The sequence below is a fragment of the Tardiphaga sp. 866_E4_N1_4 genome (assembly GCF_052076075.1).
In the GTDB taxonomy this organism is placed as follows: Bacteria; Pseudomonadota; Alphaproteobacteria; order Rhizobiales; family Xanthobacteraceae; genus Tardiphaga; species Tardiphaga robiniae.
The window spans coordinates 1,018,340-1,035,856 of record NZ_CP197242.1 but is presented as its reverse complement, the minus strand read 5'-3'; the positions used below and the strand labels follow the sequence as shown (position 1 = coordinate 1,035,856).

The following is a 17,517-nucleotide window of genomic DNA, read 5'->3' as shown; positions in this document are numbered from 1 at the left end:
ACCAACACGCGGGCACGGTGTCGTCGTGCCCGTTTTTGCTCCCGACGGAGGACGCTCATGGTCGATTATCCCGCGCTCAAGCTTTTCATCGACAGTAAATGGCGGACCGGCGAAGGCCGAGATACGCAATCGGTGCTCAATCCGGCGACAGGTGCGGTGCTCGGCGAACTGCCGAATGCCGGCGAGGCCGATCTGGACGAGGCGCTGGCATCGTCGGCACGTGGCCACGAGCAGTGGCGCAAGATGTCGCCGGTCGACCGCGGCCGGATTCTCCTGAAGGCGGCGGCGCTGATCCGGGAACGCAGCGAGCGGATCGCCGGACTGATCACGTTGGAGCTCGGCAAGCCGATCGCCGAATCCCGCGTCGAGGTCGAAACCGCCGCCGGAATGTTCGATTGGAACGCGGAGGAGGGCCGTCGGGCGTATGGTCGCGTGATCCCCTCGCGCAGCCGCTCCATCCAGCAGATCGCGGTACGTGAGCCGCTCGGTCCGATCGCGGCGTTCGCCCCTTGGAACGCGCCGGCTATCACTCCCGCCCGCAAGATTTCTAGTGCGTTGGCGGCGGGCTGCTCCGTGATCATCAAGCCTGCCGAAGAGACGCCGGCGACGGCACTCGCCATCGCCGAGGCTCTCGCGGATGCCGGCTTGCCGGCCGGCGTGCTGAACGTCGTGTTCGGCGACCCCGCGCTGGTGTCGCGGAAGCTGCTGGAATCTCCGATCATCCGCGGCCTGACCTTCACGGGCTCCACCCAGGTGGGCAAGCAACTCGGCTCGCTCGCCGTGCAGACGATGAAGAAAATGACGCTTGAGCTCGGCGGTCACGCCCCCGTGCTTGTCTTCGGCGATGTCGATCCGGAGGCGGCGGCGGTCTCGGCGGTCGCGGCCAAGTTCCGGAATTCCGGTCAGGTCTGCACCTCGCCGACGCGCTTCTTCGTGCATGAATCGATCCACGACCAGTTCGCCGCGAAGCTCTCGGAACTCGCCGACAAGATCGTCGTCGGCGACGGCTTCGATGCGGCCACCAAGATGGGGCCATTGGCGCATGCGCGGCGCGTGGAATCCATCGAGCGCTTCGTCGAGGATGCGCGGGCCTGCAACATCGCGGTCTCGGCTGGCGGGGAGAGGTGCGGCAACCAGGGCTTTTTCTACAGGCCGACGGTGCTGTCGAACGCCGACGACGACTGCATGGCGTCGAACGTCGAGCCTTTTGGGCCGCTTGCGACCACCGCTCCGTTCTCGGGGATGGACGATGCCATCAGGCTCGCCAACAGGCTTCCCTTCGGTCTGGCCTCCTACGTGATGACCAACGACATGCGCAACGCGTCCGCAGTCTCCGAGGCGATCCAGAGCGGCAACGTCGTCATCAACCATTGGCAGGCGTCGCTGCCGGAGACCCCGTTCGGCGGCTACAAGGATTCCGGCATCGGCTCCGAAGGCGGGATCGAGGGTCTCCAGGAATTCCAGTCCGTCAAGTACATCAGCCAGTCGGCGGCCTGAGCCGTGATCAGGACCCGGCGGAAGAGGGGCGTCCATGCCCGGTGACATCATTCTGGAAGCCCGCGGACTGACAAAGCAGTTCGCTGGCTTCTTCGCCGTCGGCGGCGTCGACCTCAAGGTCAGGCGCGGGACGATCCACGCGCTGATGGGCCCCAATGGTGCCGGCAAGTCGCCGCTGAAGTCGTCGACCTTGCGTTGCCTCCGATGGATCAGCGATTTCGCAGCCTGTGACCTATGTGCAGTGCGATGAGGCCAAATGGCTCGAACAGTAGGAGCTGGACCCAGTAATTCCGCAAGTTGGCTAGGATGGGTGGGAAAGTGACGGCACAGCTGATCGGTCATGGTGGCCATGAGCTGCGGGGCAAGTCTTCTCGAGTCGAGGGAGGCTCAAGTTAGACCCCACGTAGTGTGCGATAGCTCTGTAGAACAGTTAGCTTCCCAACGGAGCAGTTCTGGCTCGGTCGTCTGGTCCGCGTGGCCTCCTATATTGACGATATTCTCTGCCGATGACGGAGCGCTTCGTCTCGCAGTCCGCGCGGTCCACCCGGGGCCCCGAAATTGATTGGCCACGGAGGGAAGCTAAATCAACTTAGCTTCCCTCCAATGACCGTGCGTTCCTGGGCGCCTTCAGAGGCGCCATGGGGCGGTACTGGGAGCCGCGAATGTCCAGTAACAGTCGGCGACGCCAGCCTCCACGGCATCTCTCTATCAGTTGGTCCTAGCCCCGCGGAGAGTAGCGACGACCGCGACGGCGGCACCAACTCGGACTGAAACCGCCCGCTCAATTCGTTGACCGACCCTCCGTCGTGCCTAACTGGCCGGATCAGCGAGCTAATATATTTCGCAGCTCCGCTGGGGGAGCTACCAAATAGCTTGCTTGATGATACGCAGCCGCTCCGACTGTCTTCCATCGTGTGTTAGCCGGTCTCTCGCAGACTTTAAGTATCGCTGGCCTCTGAACGAGCGAGCTGTCGAGCACGCAGAGGTGCTTCCAAAAGAGGGAGCTCAAGTAACCAGGTCCGGCGGCACCGGTACGAACGGTACGGCGGGAGCAGCAAGAAATTCGGCGGCGATCCGGTCGCCGTGTTCGTCGACCGCTTTGCGGGCCGCCGGAACGAGTTCGTCCCGGGACCTGCGGAAATCGTCCAGCATGATCGGCTTCGGGTTCGCGGGCGGATCGATGCGCCTGATCGCCGGCGGACCCAGCAGCAGGCGCGCCTGGTTGGTCGCAGCCAGCGACTGCAGCCGCATGGCCGCGAAGATCAAGTCGTACCAGGCCAGCTTCCCGCCGAGAGCCGACTGTAGGGGAGAGACGACGTAGGGGTCGTCGCCGCAGCCGAGCGTCAGCACGTCGATCTGGTCGTGATCAAGGTCGAAGCAGATCATCGCCTCGATGACGGCCAGCATGACTGGATTGTTGGCCCAGACGCCGCCATCCACCAGCTTATAGCCGTTGTGCGCGAGGGGCCGGAAGAAGGTCGGCGCCGCGGCCGTCGCCAACGCCGCTTTGACCATGGGTTCGAGACGATCGAACTTGTAGTCGCGGTGGTGGGGCGTCTTGAAGACGAAGACCTCGCTGTTCTTGCCCTCGAACGCGGGAATGCACAGCCGCACCGTGGAGTCACCCAGCAGTTTGCCGTCGAGCGCACCCGCGAGAAGGGCTTCCAGCGGCCCGCGGTCGTAGTTGTACAGGACGTAGTTGCGGGCCCCCCTCCACCACGACAGGGCGCGCCCCCAGGCGGTGTCCGACGGCTGAGGAAAGACCTCGGGGCCGCGCGTCAGGTAGAGGTCGGCCATGTCCGCCGCTGTCAGGCCCGCTCCGAGACCAAGTGCGATGATGCCGCCGGTGGAGGTGCCGGCGACGAGATCGAAATAGCCAGCGATCGATGCACCGCCGAGGTAGCGTCGTTCGAGCTCGGCGAGAACAGTTGCTGGGAACAGGCCCTTAATGCCGCCCCCGTCCAGAGATAGGATCCGAAAACGCCGGTCCTTCGGCCAATCCTGTGGAATTCGTCGCTGCGGAATCGCGCCCTTCGAGCGCGGATCTCCGGGTCGGAAGTCTCGGGCGGTTTCGGGCATTCCTTGCGTCTCCTCGGCGGATGCCGGCCTGGCCCCAGGAACTCGCCGGAGATCTGCCAGTATTCGAAAAACAGCAGCCACTCGGACGTCCATGGGATGATCGTCGTCGCGATCGACATCTCCGGGGTCCAAAACATCTCGGCTGGATCCCACAGGCATAGCGCCGGCCAGGCGGGGTTGCGGTCGTTCCAGTAGATGTGCGGCAGAAGCGTCTCGTTCGCCAGCATCTCCGCGCCGACGAGCGGGTCGACAACGTGGACGGTCACGTAGTCGTTCGTAAGCGTCCATCCCTCGAAGATCGTCCGCCGGAAGTGGACGATGCGGACGCGGTAGGTCTTCGACGCCGGCCTGAGCGGTCCTTCCCACACCGCGATCCAGTCGGCGTGGGCCGTGAGGCGGAAGTCGGGAAAGAGCCGCCGGATCTCGGCGTCCTGCTCATCGATGCTTCGGTAGGTCATCGTGGTGATCGCCGAAGAACTTGTGCGATGGGGCCGACCTGACGCTGCTCGGCGCCGCGACGCCGCCGGCGATCGCCGCCGGGATTGCCGCCTTGCCGGGCGTGAAGCGGCTACCAGTGGAGCCGACATCCTGTCCGACGCGCTTGACGTGGTCCTTGATCGCCGACCGCGCCGGCTTCTCGCCGAACAGATCCTCGAGAATCTGCTGCATCTCGGGCAGCGCGATCTCGCCGCGAAGCCGCCGCAGTTTGACTGCGAAGTCGGTGAGTTCGCGGATGAAGACTGCTTGGTCGCTCAGGTCCGCGGGCCAGCGGTCCGTGAGGATGTCGTCCTCGCACATCGGGTTGCTGGCGGAGACCTTCTGGCCGCGGTCGTGGGCCTCTCCGAGGATCGCCAGCATGCTCTCGACCTGGAAACTGAGCTCCTCCGCAAGCGATTTCGTCCGGTTGGCATTGGTGGCTACGTAGAAGGCCAGCAGCACCGAAGGTGGCAAGCGTTGGGCGCCGTGCCGCTTGTCGTAGGCGAGGTTGCGCCAGCGTTTGATCAATTGCAGCGCGATGACGGCACGCGACTTTTGGTAGGCCGGGCACTGCTCGGGCACCGGGGCGGCGTCGGCGCGCTTGGACAGGATCGCGCGTTCGCGGTCGTAGTCCAGAGAGCGGCGCTCGAAGAAGGTGCCGAAGTCCTGGTCCGGCGGGGTCCGGGAGATGAACCACTGCGCGAAGCCGTGTGGGTTGGCTAACAGAGACTTCTTCGCCCACGGCTCTTCCGGTTTCGAGTGGAAGATCAGTCCCGTCTTCTCGTGGGTACCCGCGATGCGGGCGGTCGGCGTCACGTCGAGGTGCATGCCGTCGTAGTTGACGGTGCTGCAGCGGGTCTTGCGGTCGGTCTTGACGTAGTAGCGCGAGCCGCGCTCGCCGCGCATCGCGTCGTGCAGGGTCGCCAGCGCATCTTCGGGATCGACGTCGGGGCGGTAGTCGATGTCGGCCATGACGTCGATGTCGAACTCATCGTCGGTCGAGTGCCGGGCCACGGTCGCGCCGATTGCGAAGCCGCCCTGCGGATAGAAGTCGCGCACGTGCCCCGTCAGAGGACTGTCGTCGCGCTCAAGCCACTCGTTGATGGCGTGGTAGTGGTCGACGGCGAGCTGGTAGTCAGTCGGGCTGAGCTGGATCCGAATCGCCACGTCGGCCAGCATCACGTCGATGATCGAGTAGCTCGCGATCTGACGCAGGTAGCGATCGGAATAGTTCATATCGACTGCCCTCTACAACTTTTGCTTCAATTCCCGTTTCGTTCCTTTTGCCATTTTCCGGCGGCCCTGACGGCCGCCGGAAAACCTGTTTCCGCTCTCTCTTGGGTTGTAATTCGCGCAATAACTAATTGGGGCGCAAATACCTGGGCCGGAAGTAGGCCGATTGGGTTCGTAATCTGCGGCAGTGCTTTCGCTCCATTTGCGGAAGCGGATCGTGGCCGCGCGGAAACACTATGATTCCTCTCTCATCAGAGCCCATTTTTCTCCCGCCTTAAGAGCAACCCGTTGTTGAGCCGCAAGTGTCGCACTTCATACACGTACCGTTGCGTACCAGAGTAAAGTTGCTGCATTCACCGCACATGTCGCCTTCGTAGCCCTTGGCTTTGGCTTCGGCTCGGCGTTCTGCTTTCGATGGAGCCGCTGCGGCCGCGGTACCCGCCTTGCTCCAGGCCTGAGCTTCGAGCTTGCCCGTTGGCGAAAGATTATGCTCTGGCTCGATCTTGAGAGCGGTGGCGCTACCTAACGAAGATTCAGACCGTGCCTCAGGAGCCGAAAATGCCATCCGAGGTCCGTCGGCTTTCGCAGCAGTAGCAGTCGTTTCAGCCGGAGCAGATGCGCGCATGACGACGAGGTTGTCGCTGCGTGAGCGGGTCAGGCCCTTGGAGACGTACTTGTTCGCGCCGGCCGGTGCCTTGCCTTCGTCCTCGCCCTTGCCGAGCGCGTCGAAACCCGCTTCCGAGACGTCGACATGGCCGAGATCGAAGCGCGACATGTAGGAAACCGCGAGTTCGCGGAACACATAGTCGAGGATCGAGGTCGCGAACTTGATGCTGTCGTTGCCCTGTACCGGGCCCGCGGGTTCGAAGCGGGTGAAGGTGAAGGCGTCGACATATTCCTCCAGCGGCACGCCATACTGGAGGCCCAGCGAGACGGCGATGGCGAAGTTGTTGATGAAGGAGCGGAGCGCCGCGCCTTCCTTGTGCATGTCGATGAATATCTCGCCGAGGCGGCCGTCATCATATTCGCCGGTGCGCAAGTACACCTTGTGACCGCCGACGACGGCCTTCTGGGTGTAGCCCTTGCGGCGATCCGGCATCTTCTCGCGGTCGCGCATCACCACGATGCGCTCGACCAGACGCTCCACCACCTTCTCGGAGATCGCGGCGGTGCGGGCCGCCATCGGCTTCTCCATCAGGTTCTCCAGCGCATCCTCGTCCTCGTCATCATCGCTGATGAGCTGCGAGTTGAGCGGCTGCGAGAGCTTGGAGCCGTCGCGATACAGCGCGTTGGCCTTCAGCGCGAGCTTCCAGGAGAGGAGGTAAGCGGACTTGCAGTCCTCCACCGTGGCGTCGTTCGGCATGTTGATGGTCTTGGAGATCGCACCCGAGATGAAGGGCTGCGACGCTGCCATCATGCGGATGTGGCTTTCCACCGAGAGATAGCGCTTGCCGATCTTGCCGCAGGGATTGGCGCAATCGAACACGCTGTAGTGCTCGGCCTTCAGATGCGGGGCACCTTCCACCGTCATCGCGCCGCAGATGTGCACGTTGGCGGCTTCGATCTCGCGCTTGGTGAAGCCGAGCGCGGCGAGCAGGTCGAAGCCCGGAGCCGCAATGGCTTCGGCTTCGATCTTCAGGGTGTCGCGCAGGAAGTCCTCGCCGAAAGTCCACTTGTTGAAGGCGAACTTGATGTCGAAGGCGGTCGGCAGGGCAGCCTCGACCTTCTTCAGCGCTTCATCGGTGAAGCCCTTGGCCTTCAGCGTCGAGGCATTGATGCCCGGCGCGTTGGACAGCGAGCCGTGACCGACGGCATAGGCCTCGATCTCGGCGATCTCGCTTTCGCGATAGCCGAGCACGCGGAGTGCTGCGGGGACGGCGCGGTTGATGATCTTCCAGTAGCCGCCGCCGGCGAGCTTCTTGAATTTCACCAGCGCGAAATCAGGCTCGATGCCGGTGGTGTCGCAATCCATGACCAGGCCGATGGTGCCGGTCGGCGCCACGACGGTGGTCTGGGCGTTGCGATAGCCGTGGAGTTCGCCGAGTTCGAGGGCGAGATCCCAGGCGATCTTGGCGCGGGTGACGATGTCGGCTTGCGGGCAGGAGGCATGGTCCAGCGCCACGGGGGCGACGGCGAGGCCTTCATAGCCGCGGGTTTCGCCATGGGCTGCACGGCGATGGTTGCGGATGACACGCAGCATGTGGGCTGCGTTCTTCTTGTAGCCGGGGAACGGGCCAAGCTCCTTGGCCATCTCGGCCGAGGTCGCGTAGCTGACGCCGGTCATGACAGCGGTGAGGGCGCCGCACAGCGCGCGGCCTTCCTTGGAGTCGTAGGACAGACCCATGGTCATCAGCAGGCCGCCGATATTGGCATAGCCGAGGCCGAGGGTGCGGAACTCGTAGGAGAGTTCGGCGATCGGCTTCGACGGGAACTGTGCCATCATCACCGAGATTTCGAGCACCATGGTCCACAGCCGGCAGAGATGCTCATAGGCGTGGATGTCGAAGGTCGCCGAAGCGGTGTCGTAGAAGGTCAGCAGGTTGGCCGAGGCGAGGTTACACGCCGTGTCGTCCAGGAACATGTATTCCGAGCACGGATTGGACGCGCGGATATCGCCGGACGACTTGCAGGTGTGCCAGTCGTTCATGGTGGTGTTGAAGTGCAGGCCGGGATCGGCCGACGCCCAGGCGGCGTAGCCAATTTTCTCCCAGAGGTCGCGGGCCTTGATGGTCTTCATGACCTTGCCGTCCTTGCGGGCGATCAGGTCCCAGGTGCCGTCGGTCTCGACGGCGCGCAGGAAATCGTCCTTCAGCGAGACGGAGTTGTTGGAGTTCTGGCCGGCCACGGTGAGATAGGCTTCGGAATCCCAGTCGGTGTCGTAGATCGGGAAGTCGATGTCCTTGTAGCCCTGCTTGGCATACTGGATGACGCGCTTGATGACGTTGTCATTGACCAGCGAGCGGCGGGCGAGCTTGATCTCGCGGCGCAGCGCCGGGTTCTTCTCGGGATCGAAGCAGTCGTCGCCCGAGCCTTCGCAATTGACGCAAGCCTTCAGGATGGCCTTGAGGTGCTTTTGGTTCATCTTCGAACCAGTGACCAAGGCCGCGACCTTCTGCTCTTCCTTCACCTTCCAGTCGATATAGGTCTCGATATCCGGATGGTCGGCATCGACCACGACCATCTTGGCCGCGCGGCGCGTGGTGCCGCCCGACTTGATGGCGCCCGCGGCGCGGTCGCCGATCTTCAGGAACGACATCAGGCCCGACGAGCGACCGCCGCCCGACAGCTTCTCGCCTTCGCCGCGCAGCTTCGAGAAGTTCGAGCCGGTGCCCGAACCGTATTTGAACAAGCGGGCTTCACGCACCCACAGGTCCATGATGCCGCCTTCATTGACCAGATCGTCCTCGACGCCCTGGATGAAGCAGGCATGGGGCTGCGGATGTTCGTAAGCCGACTTCGACTTGGTCAGCTTGCCGGTCTTCCAGTCCACATAGTAGTGGCCCTGGCCGGGACCATCGACGCCGTAGGCCCAGTGCAGGCCGGTGTTGAACCACTGCGGCGAATTCGGCGCGACCATCTGCTTGGCGAGCATGAAGCGCAGCTCGTCATGGAAAGCGTGGGCGTCGGCCTCAGAGGTGAAGTAGCCACCCTTCCAGCCCCAATAGGTCCAGCAGCCGGCGAGGCGGTCGAACACCTGCTTGGATGAGAGCTCAGAGACGAAGCGCTCTTTCTCGGGCAGTGCGGCGAGGGCCTCGGTGTCCGGCACCGAGCGCCACAGCCACGACGGCACGGTCTCTTCCTCGACCTTCTTCAGTTTGGCGGCGACGCCGGCCTTGCGGAAATACTTCTGGGCCAGCACGTCGGAGGCGACCTGCGACCACGAGTCGGGCACTTCAACGCCTTCAAGCTTGAACACCACGGAGCCATCCGGATTGCGGATCTCGGACGTGGTGTGGCGGAAGTCGATCCCGGCATAGGGCGACTGTCCTTCGGTGGTGTAGCGGCGTTGAATCTGCATCGTGGTCGTGCCCCGTCTTAAGCCCGACACCCCATCTGGCGGCATCGGCGATTTCTGTTAGCGACGTCCGGGTTGCCCCAAATTCGCCGCAGCTTGGCCGGGTGAACCGGTCCTGTTTTCTCTGTGGAGCATGTGCTGGCCGTCATCTCGGCCACCCGGGACTGCCGGGGTCATGCTTCCTTGGATCGGGCTTCCTCGCTGTTGCGGGTCGACCTGATCCTAACGCCTCACCACGCTGTTTGAGCCGGTTTCCGGCCCGTTTTTTAGTGCTCCAAACGCCGACTTTCCGGCCCGGATTCCAGGACGCAAATCCCCGATCCCGTAGCCTCGACTGGAGGACGGAGCGGTCAATCTGGAACCCGTTTGGGAGCGTCCGACGGGACAAAAAACGACCCGCGCCGAACAGTTCGAAAACTAGGCCAAACCGATCTCACCCGTCAAGGAGTAGTCGGGGTTCCTGAATCAAATACTAAATATGGTGGAAAGGGTGGATAACCAAGGGGGCAGAGCGCGCCTCGATTGAGGTCAAGTATCAGTGAGTCCTCATGGATTCGGAAGTCAAAAATATTTCTAAAACTGTCCGGAATCCGAGCTGCGCCCACTGTTCACAGCCCAACTTTATTTTGTCATCCAGGGATTGCGTTTGGTGGACTCAGGCCGAGCAGATGATCGCCGGGCAGGTTCCCGCCACCGGCAGTGGTCAGACCCTCCAACTGCGCGCATGGTCCCGCCGATTCCTCAGCCGGTTCCCTCCATGACAATGCCCATTCCCCCCGTTTCGCGCGCGCGAATCGCTCCCTTCGGTCTCGTGTTGCTCGCCATCGCGTCGATCGCCTGGGGTCTGAACTGGCCGGTGTCGAAAGCGCTGCTGTCGGAATGGCCACCGCTGTCGGCGCGCGGCAGCACCGGCATCGTCGGGGCATTGCTGCTGGCCGGGATCGCCGTCTGGCGCGGCGAGAGTCTTCGCGTGCCGCATCATCAATGGTTGCATCTGGTCGTGCTGGCGGGCCTGAACGTGTTCGGCTGGATGGCTTTCGTCGGCTTGTCGCTGCTGTGGCTGCCGGCCGGCGAGGCCGCGGTGATTGCGTTCACCATGCCGGTCTGGGCTGCCGGACTGGCCTGGCTGATCCTCGGCGAGCGCCTGTCGATGCAGCGGATCGTGGCCATGCTGATGGCCTTTGCCGGCATCGCCGCGTTGATGGGGGGCGGTGGGCTGGCCGCGAGCGCGGAGAAGCTCCCGGGAATCGCTCTGGCGCTGCTGGGTGGGTTCGGCTTTGCGCTCGGCACGGTGCTGGCCAAGAAGTTCGGGCTCACGCTGCCTCTGGTGACGTCATCCGCCTGGCAGATTGGGATCGGTTGTGTGCCGGTGCTGTTGCTGGGTCTGATCTTCGAAAGCCCGCATTTTGCAGCACTGACGCCGGGCTGGGGGCTGCTCGCCTATGTCGTGCTGGTGGGGTTCTGCATCGCTTATGTCTGCTGGTTCGCGGCGCTCAAGCAGTTGCCGGCCTCGGTGGCCGCAATCGGGACCATGGCGGTGCCCGTGATCGGCGTGGTCAGCTCGGCCATCGCCCTGCGGGAACCGCTCGGCGCCATGCAGATCGCGGCCCTGGTATTTACGCTGGCGGGCGTTGCGCTGGCGACAAGGGGCTAGGCGCGGGCGCGTCGCCACCGGGCCACATCCGCTGCAGTTCGGGATGACCGTCCCAGAATTGATGCTTCAGCGCGGCGGCGATGTGCAGGCCGACCAGCGCATAGAGCGCATAGGACAGCCACACGTGAATGCCGCCGAAGATGTCGTGCAGGCGTTCCTTGAGGGCTGGCTCGACACTCATGATCCAGCCGATGCGCGGCCACTGGAACAGCCCGAACAGATACATCGGAATTTCGCCGGCGGCCTTCCAGGCGGAATCGTGCATCCAGCCCGACAGCGGCAATCCGATCATCAGCACATAGAGCGCGAGATGCGCGCCATGTGCGGCGGCCTTCTCGGCGGGGGGATAGGTCTCGGGCAGATCGGGTGGCCTGTTCGCCGCGCGCCACAGCAGGCGCATCAGCACGAGGCCGAGCACGGTGATGCCGAATGACTTGTGCGCATCGATGACGAAGCGGATGTTGTCCTCAGGAATGAGGTTCACGCTCCAGATCAGCGCGACGTTGAGTGTGATCAGAACGGCGATCAGCCAATGCAGGATCATGGCGATGCGGCTGTAACGTTGAATCGGCATTTTCTGTGCGTGCATGGAATAAGTTTAAACAGGATTTGTCTTTTGAGGCATGACGACTTTGTGTGTTCGTCGTGACCGCAATCACGCGCTATTTGATCGCGGCTCCGCAACTCGATCACGATTCACGCGTAGCTCTCGCAGGATCGGTTTGCTCGAACGCGCGATTGAATTGACGGCATGACAATATCCCTTCAGGCGGCCTTCGCCACCGCATCGCCGCGTATCACACCGCGCCGGATGCCGGTCATCAGCCTGATGATCTATCTCGCCGTACTCGCGCTATGGGCGCTGCTGTTCGGCCGCGCGTTCTTTTTGAACAGCATCTGGGCGTGGTCAGCGGGCATGGTCTATATCGCCTATGACACGGTGCTGATGCTCTATGTGGTGTGGCAGACGCTGCCGCTGGCAGTGTCCGCGCGTGGTCCATCTGGAGCGGTTGCTGCGCAATCGCTTCCATCGGTGGGCATCCTGATAGCCGCGCATAACGAGGCACTTAATCTGCCGGAGGCGCTGGCGGCCATCGCACGCCAGTCCGATGCGCCGGATCTGATCCTGATCGCGGATGACGGCTCGCGCGATGCAACTGATACGCTCCTCCGTGACCGTTACGGTCTCGCCATTCCGGCGGTCGGCCAGAGCAGCATCGGCCAGTTCGGCAGTTCCAGGCTGCAATGGTTGCGCCTGCCGCATCAGGGCAAGGCGCGAGTGCTGAACACGGCGATCCTCAAGGCCGATACCGACATCGTCATCACGCTGGATGCCGATACGTTTCTGGCTGACGATGCCATCGCCGAAATGCGCGCGGCCTTTGCTGCAGATCCCGCGCTGGTCGCGGCCGGCGGCATTCTCGTGCCGGTCTGCGACGACAGCGCCAGCGGCCGCGTGATGCAGTGGTTCCAGACCTATGAATATATCCGCAACATCATCTCGCGCTTCGCCTGGATGCGCGGCAACAGCCTGCTGCTGATCTCCGGCGCCTTTGCCGGCTTCCGCAGGGAGGCGCTGGTGGCCGTCGGTGGCTTCGATGCGGAGTGTCTTGTCGAGGACTATGAGCTGACCCACCGCATGCATCGCTATGCCGTCGATCACGACCTCGACTGGCAGCTTCGCATGATCGGCACGTCGCTGGCGCGCACGGAAGCGCCGTCTCACGTCATGACGTTCCTGCGGCAGCGCCGGCGCTGGTTCGCGGGCTTCCTGCAGACGCAATACTGGAATCGCGACATGACCGGCAATGCGCGTTACGGCCGGCTCGGCCTGCGCATGCTGCCGATCAAGGCGCTGGATACGCTGCAGCCGATCTACGGCCTCACGGCCTTCGTGTTGCTGCTGGCTTTGCTCGTTACCGGCAAGACCGCCATCGCCGTGCCAGTGTTCGGTCTGATCACCGCGAAGATCGTTGCTGATTTCCTGGTCTATCTCTGGACCGTGCATCTCTATCAGCGCCTGACAGGCGGCCGCACGCGCACGAGCTTCGCCGCAGCGGTATTCGCCGCGATCCTCGAACCGTTCAGTTTTCAGTTGCTGCGTCACGCCGGCGCGGCCTGGGGCTGGATCGCATTCCTGCGCGGCAACAATGAATGGGGCTTTGCGCCCGTTACATTGCCGCCGCGTCAGGCGCCCAACGCGGGCGAGTAGTCGCTAGACCGGTTTCGCCGCCAACGGCACTTTCACGGTGAAATGCGAACCGTGGGTGAGGTCGGACTTCACCTCGATCACATGGCCGAGTGCTTCGGCTGTGCGCCGAACGATCGACAATCCGAGGCCAAGGCCCTCGCTGGCCGGATTGATCTGGTGGAAGGCATCGAAGATCGCGGTGAGCTGTTCGGCGGGAATGCCGGTGCCGGAGTCCAGCACCTCGATGGTCACCGCGTTGGCGTGCTTGCGACAGCCGACCAGCACGCGACCGCGCTCGGTATATTTGATGGCATTGCCGACGAGATTGCCAAGGATCGCGCGCAACATGCCGGGATCGCTGACAACCTGCGCGTTGCTCGGCACAATGACGAGGTCGAGGCCCTTGGCTTCGGCATGCAGGCGCCAGTTGGCGCTGATCGACTCGAACACGTCAGAGATCGGGAACGATCGCAGGTTCGGAATCCCAAAGCCGGCATCCAGCACAGATGTCTCGGCGAGACGGTCGAGCTCTTCCGCCATCCGCATGCCGGCATCGATGGCATAGCCGAGCCGCTCACGATCCTTCTCGTCGGTCAGCTTGTTGCGGATGCGGTCGATCGCCATGATCATGACCTGCAATGGCTGCTTCAGGTCGTGGCCTGCCACCGCCATTAGCCGACTGATATTGCGCTGAAGCCGATCCGACAGATGCAGCGCCCGGCGGAATTCCATCTGCGCCATGACCTGGCGGGCGAGGGCGGCCAGCACCTCGCGCTGTTCGACCGACAGCACGCGCGGCTTGTCATCGAGCACGCAGACGGTGCCGAGCGGCAGGCCGTCCGGTGTGCGCAGTAGTGCGCCGGCATAGAAGCGCAAATGGGGCTCGCCGGTCACCAGCGGATTGCAGTCGAATCTTGGATCCTTGGTGACGTCCTCGACTTCGAGAAAACTGTGTTCGAGGATCGCGTGCGCGCAAATCGATTGATCCATCGGCGTCTGCCGCACGCCAAGACCGATCTCCGACTTGAACCACTGCCGGCCGTCATCGACGAGGCTAATGATCGAGATCGGCGTCTGGCAGACATAGCTGGCGATCTTGGTGATGTCGTCGAAGGATGGCTCAATGGCGGTGTCGAGAATGCCGTAGGAGCGCAGCGCCTTGAGGCGTTCGGCTTCATTGGGATGGAGCCTGGCGATCTTCGGCTTGTCTGACGCGTCCACTGAACCTGCTCACACCCGACGTCGACCCATCGAACCGGTAGATAGGTCCACATGTCTACCAACACTACGCGCGAGTTCCCTGAATGTCCCCCGTACGCTGCACCCACGTTCTTAGACCTTGAGACAGCAGGCGCAAACCAGAAACGACAAAAGACGATGCCGCGAGGCACCGTCTTTTGCGTAACGCTTAGATCGTCGTGTTACGGGCAGGCGTGACGCAGGCCGTCATAACCGAGATAGGTGCCTGTGCGGACATTGTACGACTTGTAGGTGCGGATGCAGTAGTCAACGTCGCCGCCGCCGGTGTCGGGAGCGACTTCGACCACGTCCGGCGCGTCGTCATAATAGCTGCTGCCGTAATACGGGCTGCCGCCGTAATAGCCGTAGGAATTACCGTAATAGCTGCTGGCCGCCAGTCCGCTACCGATGATGGCGCCGGCTGCGAAGCCCGGACCATAGCCGCCGCCACGCCAGCCACCACCGCGCCAGCCGCCGCCGTGATTCCAGCCACCGCCGCCGGGGCGCTGGCCGCCATGCCAGCCGCCACCTCCGCCACCAAAGCGCTGACCGCCGCCAGAGAACGTGCCGATCGTGCGCGCACCGCCGGGGCCGACGCCCACGACCTTGGTGTTCTGTGCGTAGCTGGGGGTCACCGCGAAGGCGGGGATGGCCACAGCGACGGCTGCTGCGACACTCAAGATTTTCAAATTCGTCATCGTTTGCTCCTGTCTGGGATGCATCTTCAACCCCCTGAAGGGACTGCCGTTCCCTGCCGCCACGCGGTTATTGCGCAACGACAGAATGATCGTCCGGAACTGTATGCGGCATGAATGGATTGCGCCGTTTCTGCGACCGCCGGTACTTTGGAGATAGGGTTCGGGGGAGGCCCATACGAGGCTTGTCACGATCAGTTGCAGGCGGCGATCGGTCGCGGCGGCAACTGGACATTTGGCGGCCCGGATGGCATCAACAGCCGACGAAAACCTTCGAACGGTTCAAAATATGAAACAGTTTCTGCTGAAATTCTTCACGTGGTGGAGCGGGACGACCTTCGGGACGAACCTGTGGACGTCGCGATTCGGCGAACTGGTTGGCACCGACGAGCAGGGCAACACATATTACCGCACCAAAGGCGGCAAGATCGACCCGACGCTGGGCTTCGAGCGCCGCTGGGTGATTTATAACGGCTATGCCGAAGCCACCAAGATCCCGCCGGACTGGCATGGCTGGATCCACCACACCGTGGACGTGCCGCCGACCGAAGAGAATTATACGCCGCGCGAATGGCAGAAGCCGCATCAGCCGAACCTGACCGGCACGCCCGCGGCCTATCGTCCGTCGGGCTCGACACTGGCCAGCGGCCGGCGTCCCAAGGCGACCGGCGACTACCAGGCCTGGACGCCGGGCTCGTAACAACTCACCCGTTCTGGACGACCGGTTGTGCGTGCCGCTCTGCGGCGCGCACGGCCTCGCATTGTTTCCAGCCGCCAGCTCTTGCAGTGAGACCGGCAAGCACGTCCGGCGTGCGGCCTTGGATGAGCCCGCCTTGCAGGGCGGCGCCGGATTGTACTCGATCGACTGGGCTGGGGCGGATACGATATAGCCGTAACATGTGAGTTCGAGATGTTAGGTTTCGAAAGCTCACTGGGCATGATCGGGGACGGGGACGGCTGACGAGATCAATCGTCTGTTCACAGCGACAACTCAGGAAAATCCGACATGACCAACGACACGCGCAGTGAGCACGACCTGTTGGGCAACCGCGATGTTCCGGCCGACGCCTATTACGGCGTTCATACGCTGAGGGCCGTCGAAAATTTTCCGATCACCGGGATTCCGATTTCCATCTATCCCGAACTCATTAGCGCGCTCGCCGCGATCAAGCAGGCGGCGGCACTGTCGAATATGGAGCTGGGGCTGCTCGACAAGTTACGCGGCGATGCGATCATCGCTGCCTGCGAGGAAATTCGCGCCGGTCGCCTGCATGACCAGTTCGTGGTGGACGTCATCCAGGGCGGCGCCGGTACCTCCACCAACATGAACGCGAATGAGGTGATCGCCAATCGTGCGCTGGAAATTCTCGGTCACGGCAAAGGCGACTATGGGTACCTGCACCCGAACGAACAGGTCAATATGAGCCAGAGCACCAACGACGTGTATCCCACGGCGTTGAAGATCGCGACCTATCACGGCGTGTTTCACCTGATCGATGCGATGGCCGTGTTGCGCCAGGGTTTCGAACGCAAGGCCGAAGAGTTCAAGGATGTCCTGAAAATGGGCCGCACCCAGTTGCAGGATGCGGTGCCCATGACGCTCGGTCAGGAGTTCAGCACTTATGGCGTCATGATCGGCGAAGACGAGGACCGGCTCCGCGAGGCAGCACTGCTGATTTGCGAGATCAACATGGGTGCGACAGCCATCGGCACCGGGATCACGTCCCATCCGGACTACGCGCGTCTGGTCTGCCATCATCTCGTCGCCATCACCGGCATGCCGCTGGTCACCGCTGTAAACCTGATCGAGGCCACGCAGGATTGCGGTGCGTTCGTGCAGTTGTCCGGCGTGCTCAAGCGGGTGGCCGTCAAGATTTCCAAGATCTGCAATGATCTTCGGCTGCTGTCGAGCGGCCCGCGCGCCGGTCTCAACGAGATCAATCTCCCGGCGGTACAGGCAGGTTCCTCGATCATGCCGGGCAAGGTAAACCCGGTTATTCCTGAGGTCGTGAATCAGGTTGCGTTCGAGGTGATCGGCAACGATCTCACGGTGACGTTCGCCGCCGAGGCTGGCCAGCTTCAGCTCAACGCGTTCGAGCCGATCATCGCGCACAGTCTGTTCAAAAGCGTCAGTCATATGCGGGAGGCTTGCCTGACACTGGAAAAGCGTTGTGTCGCGGGTATCACCGCGAACCGCGAACGTCTCCGTGCCTATGTCGAGAATTCGATTGGTCTCGTCACTGCGCTCAATCCCTATATAGGCTACGCCAATGCCACCGCCGTCGCGGTCGAGGCCCATGCGACCGGCCGCAGCGTCTACGATCTGGTGCTGGAAAAAGGTTTGCTACCTGCAGCGACCCTTGCCGCCATTCTCCACCCCGACGTACTCACCAAGCCCCAGAGCATGTTGATCCGCGAATGAAGGCCGCATCGGCCC

Annotated in this window: 11 protein-coding genes and 1 pseudogene; 6 read left to right on the top strand and 6 right to left on the bottom strand. The window is 62.9% G+C overall.

The window, feature by feature from the left end; translation table 11 throughout:
- Positions 1 to 57 precede the first annotated feature (57 nt).
- Positions 58 to 1,497: an NAD-dependent succinate-semialdehyde dehydrogenase gene (locus AB8B20_RS05200; protein ID WP_439071862.1), complete on the top strand. Its 1,440-nt coding sequence runs from the start codon at positions 58 to 60 to the stop codon at positions 1,495 to 1,497.
- A gap of 34 nt (positions 1,498 to 1,531) precedes the next feature.
- Positions 1,532 to 1,669 (top strand): annotated as a pseudogene (locus AB8B20_RS05195) (ATP-binding cassette domain-containing protein); the annotation flags it as partial.
- A gap of 833 nt (positions 1,670 to 2,502) precedes the next feature.
- On the opposite strand, the gene AB8B20_RS05190 reads toward AB8B20_RS05195, so the two are convergent.
- From AB8B20_RS05190 to AB8B20_RS05180, 3 genes are all read right to left on the bottom strand, one after another.
- On the bottom strand, positions 2,503 to 3,576 hold the full coding sequence (locus tag AB8B20_RS05190; protein ID WP_439071861.1) for a CBASS cGAMP-activated phospholipase: 1,074 nt from the start codon (positions 3,574 to 3,576) through the stop codon (positions 2,503 to 2,505).
- A gap of 435 nt (positions 3,577 to 4,011) precedes the next feature.
- Positions 4,012 to 5,289 carry a nucleotidyltransferase domain-containing protein gene (locus AB8B20_RS05185; RefSeq protein WP_439071860.1) on the bottom strand — a complete coding sequence of 426 codons (1,278 nt, stop codon included), beginning with the start codon at positions 5,287 to 5,289 and terminating at the stop codon, positions 4,012 to 4,014.
- A gap of 271 nt (positions 5,290 to 5,560) precedes the next feature.
- Entirely contained in the window at positions 5,561 to 9,304 is a 3,744-nt protein-coding gene (locus tag AB8B20_RS05180; RefSeq protein ID WP_439071859.1) for a vitamin B12-dependent ribonucleotide reductase, read from the bottom strand.
- A 754-nt stretch (positions 9,305 to 10,058) separates the two neighbouring features.
- Here AB8B20_RS05180 and AB8B20_RS05175 point away from each other — a divergent pair.
- Complete coding sequence (locus AB8B20_RS05175) at positions 10,059 to 10,955, top strand: DMT family transporter (protein ID WP_439071858.1); 897 nt, start codon at positions 10,059 to 10,061, stop codon at positions 10,953 to 10,955.
- Here the strand turns inward: AB8B20_RS05175 and AB8B20_RS05170 are convergent.
- Positions 10,918 to 11,529 (bottom strand): cytochrome b, encoded by a 612-nt coding sequence (locus AB8B20_RS05170; protein ID WP_439071857.1) that lies wholly within the window; start codon positions 11,527 to 11,529, stop codon positions 10,918 to 10,920. The genes AB8B20_RS05175 and AB8B20_RS05170 overlap by 38 nt on opposite strands.
- 177 nt (positions 11,530 to 11,706) lie before the next feature.
- Here AB8B20_RS05170 and AB8B20_RS05165 point away from each other — a divergent pair, with 177 nt between their 5' ends.
- On the top strand, positions 11,707 to 13,167 hold the full coding sequence (locus tag AB8B20_RS05165) for a glycosyltransferase family 2 protein (protein ID WP_439071856.1): 1,461 nt from the start codon (positions 11,707 to 11,709) through the stop codon (positions 13,165 to 13,167).
- A gap of 3 nt (positions 13,168 to 13,170) precedes the next feature.
- Here the strand turns inward: AB8B20_RS05165 and AB8B20_RS05160 are convergent, their stop codons facing one another.
- Together AB8B20_RS05160 and AB8B20_RS05155 are read right to left on the bottom strand one after the other, a co-directional pair.
- Positions 13,171 to 14,367, bottom strand: coding sequence for a GAF domain-containing sensor histidine kinase (locus tag AB8B20_RS05160; protein WP_439071855.1), 1,197 nt, complete (start codon positions 14,365 to 14,367; stop codon positions 13,171 to 13,173).
- 200 nt (positions 14,368 to 14,567) lie between these two features.
- Positions 14,568 to 15,083, bottom strand: coding sequence for a BA14K family protein (locus tag AB8B20_RS05155; RefSeq protein ID WP_093758378.1), 516 nt, complete (start codon positions 15,081 to 15,083; stop codon positions 14,568 to 14,570).
- Between the two features lie 286 nt (positions 15,084 to 15,369).
- Here AB8B20_RS05155 and AB8B20_RS05150 point away from each other — a divergent pair, with 286 nt between their 5' ends.
- On the top strand, positions 15,370 to 15,780 hold the full coding sequence (locus AB8B20_RS05150; RefSeq protein ID WP_089264087.1) for an NADH:ubiquinone oxidoreductase subunit NDUFA12: 411 nt from the start codon (positions 15,370 to 15,372) through the stop codon (positions 15,778 to 15,780).
- 306 nt (positions 15,781 to 16,086) lie between these two features.
- The gene (gene aspA, locus AB8B20_RS05145; protein ID WP_439061662.1) at positions 16,087 to 17,502 is read left to right on the top strand and encodes an aspartate ammonia-lyase; all 1,416 of its coding nucleotides are present in this window, start codon (positions 16,087 to 16,089) and stop codon (positions 17,500 to 17,502) included.
- The last annotated feature ends 15 nt before the right edge of the window (positions 17,503 to 17,517 follow it).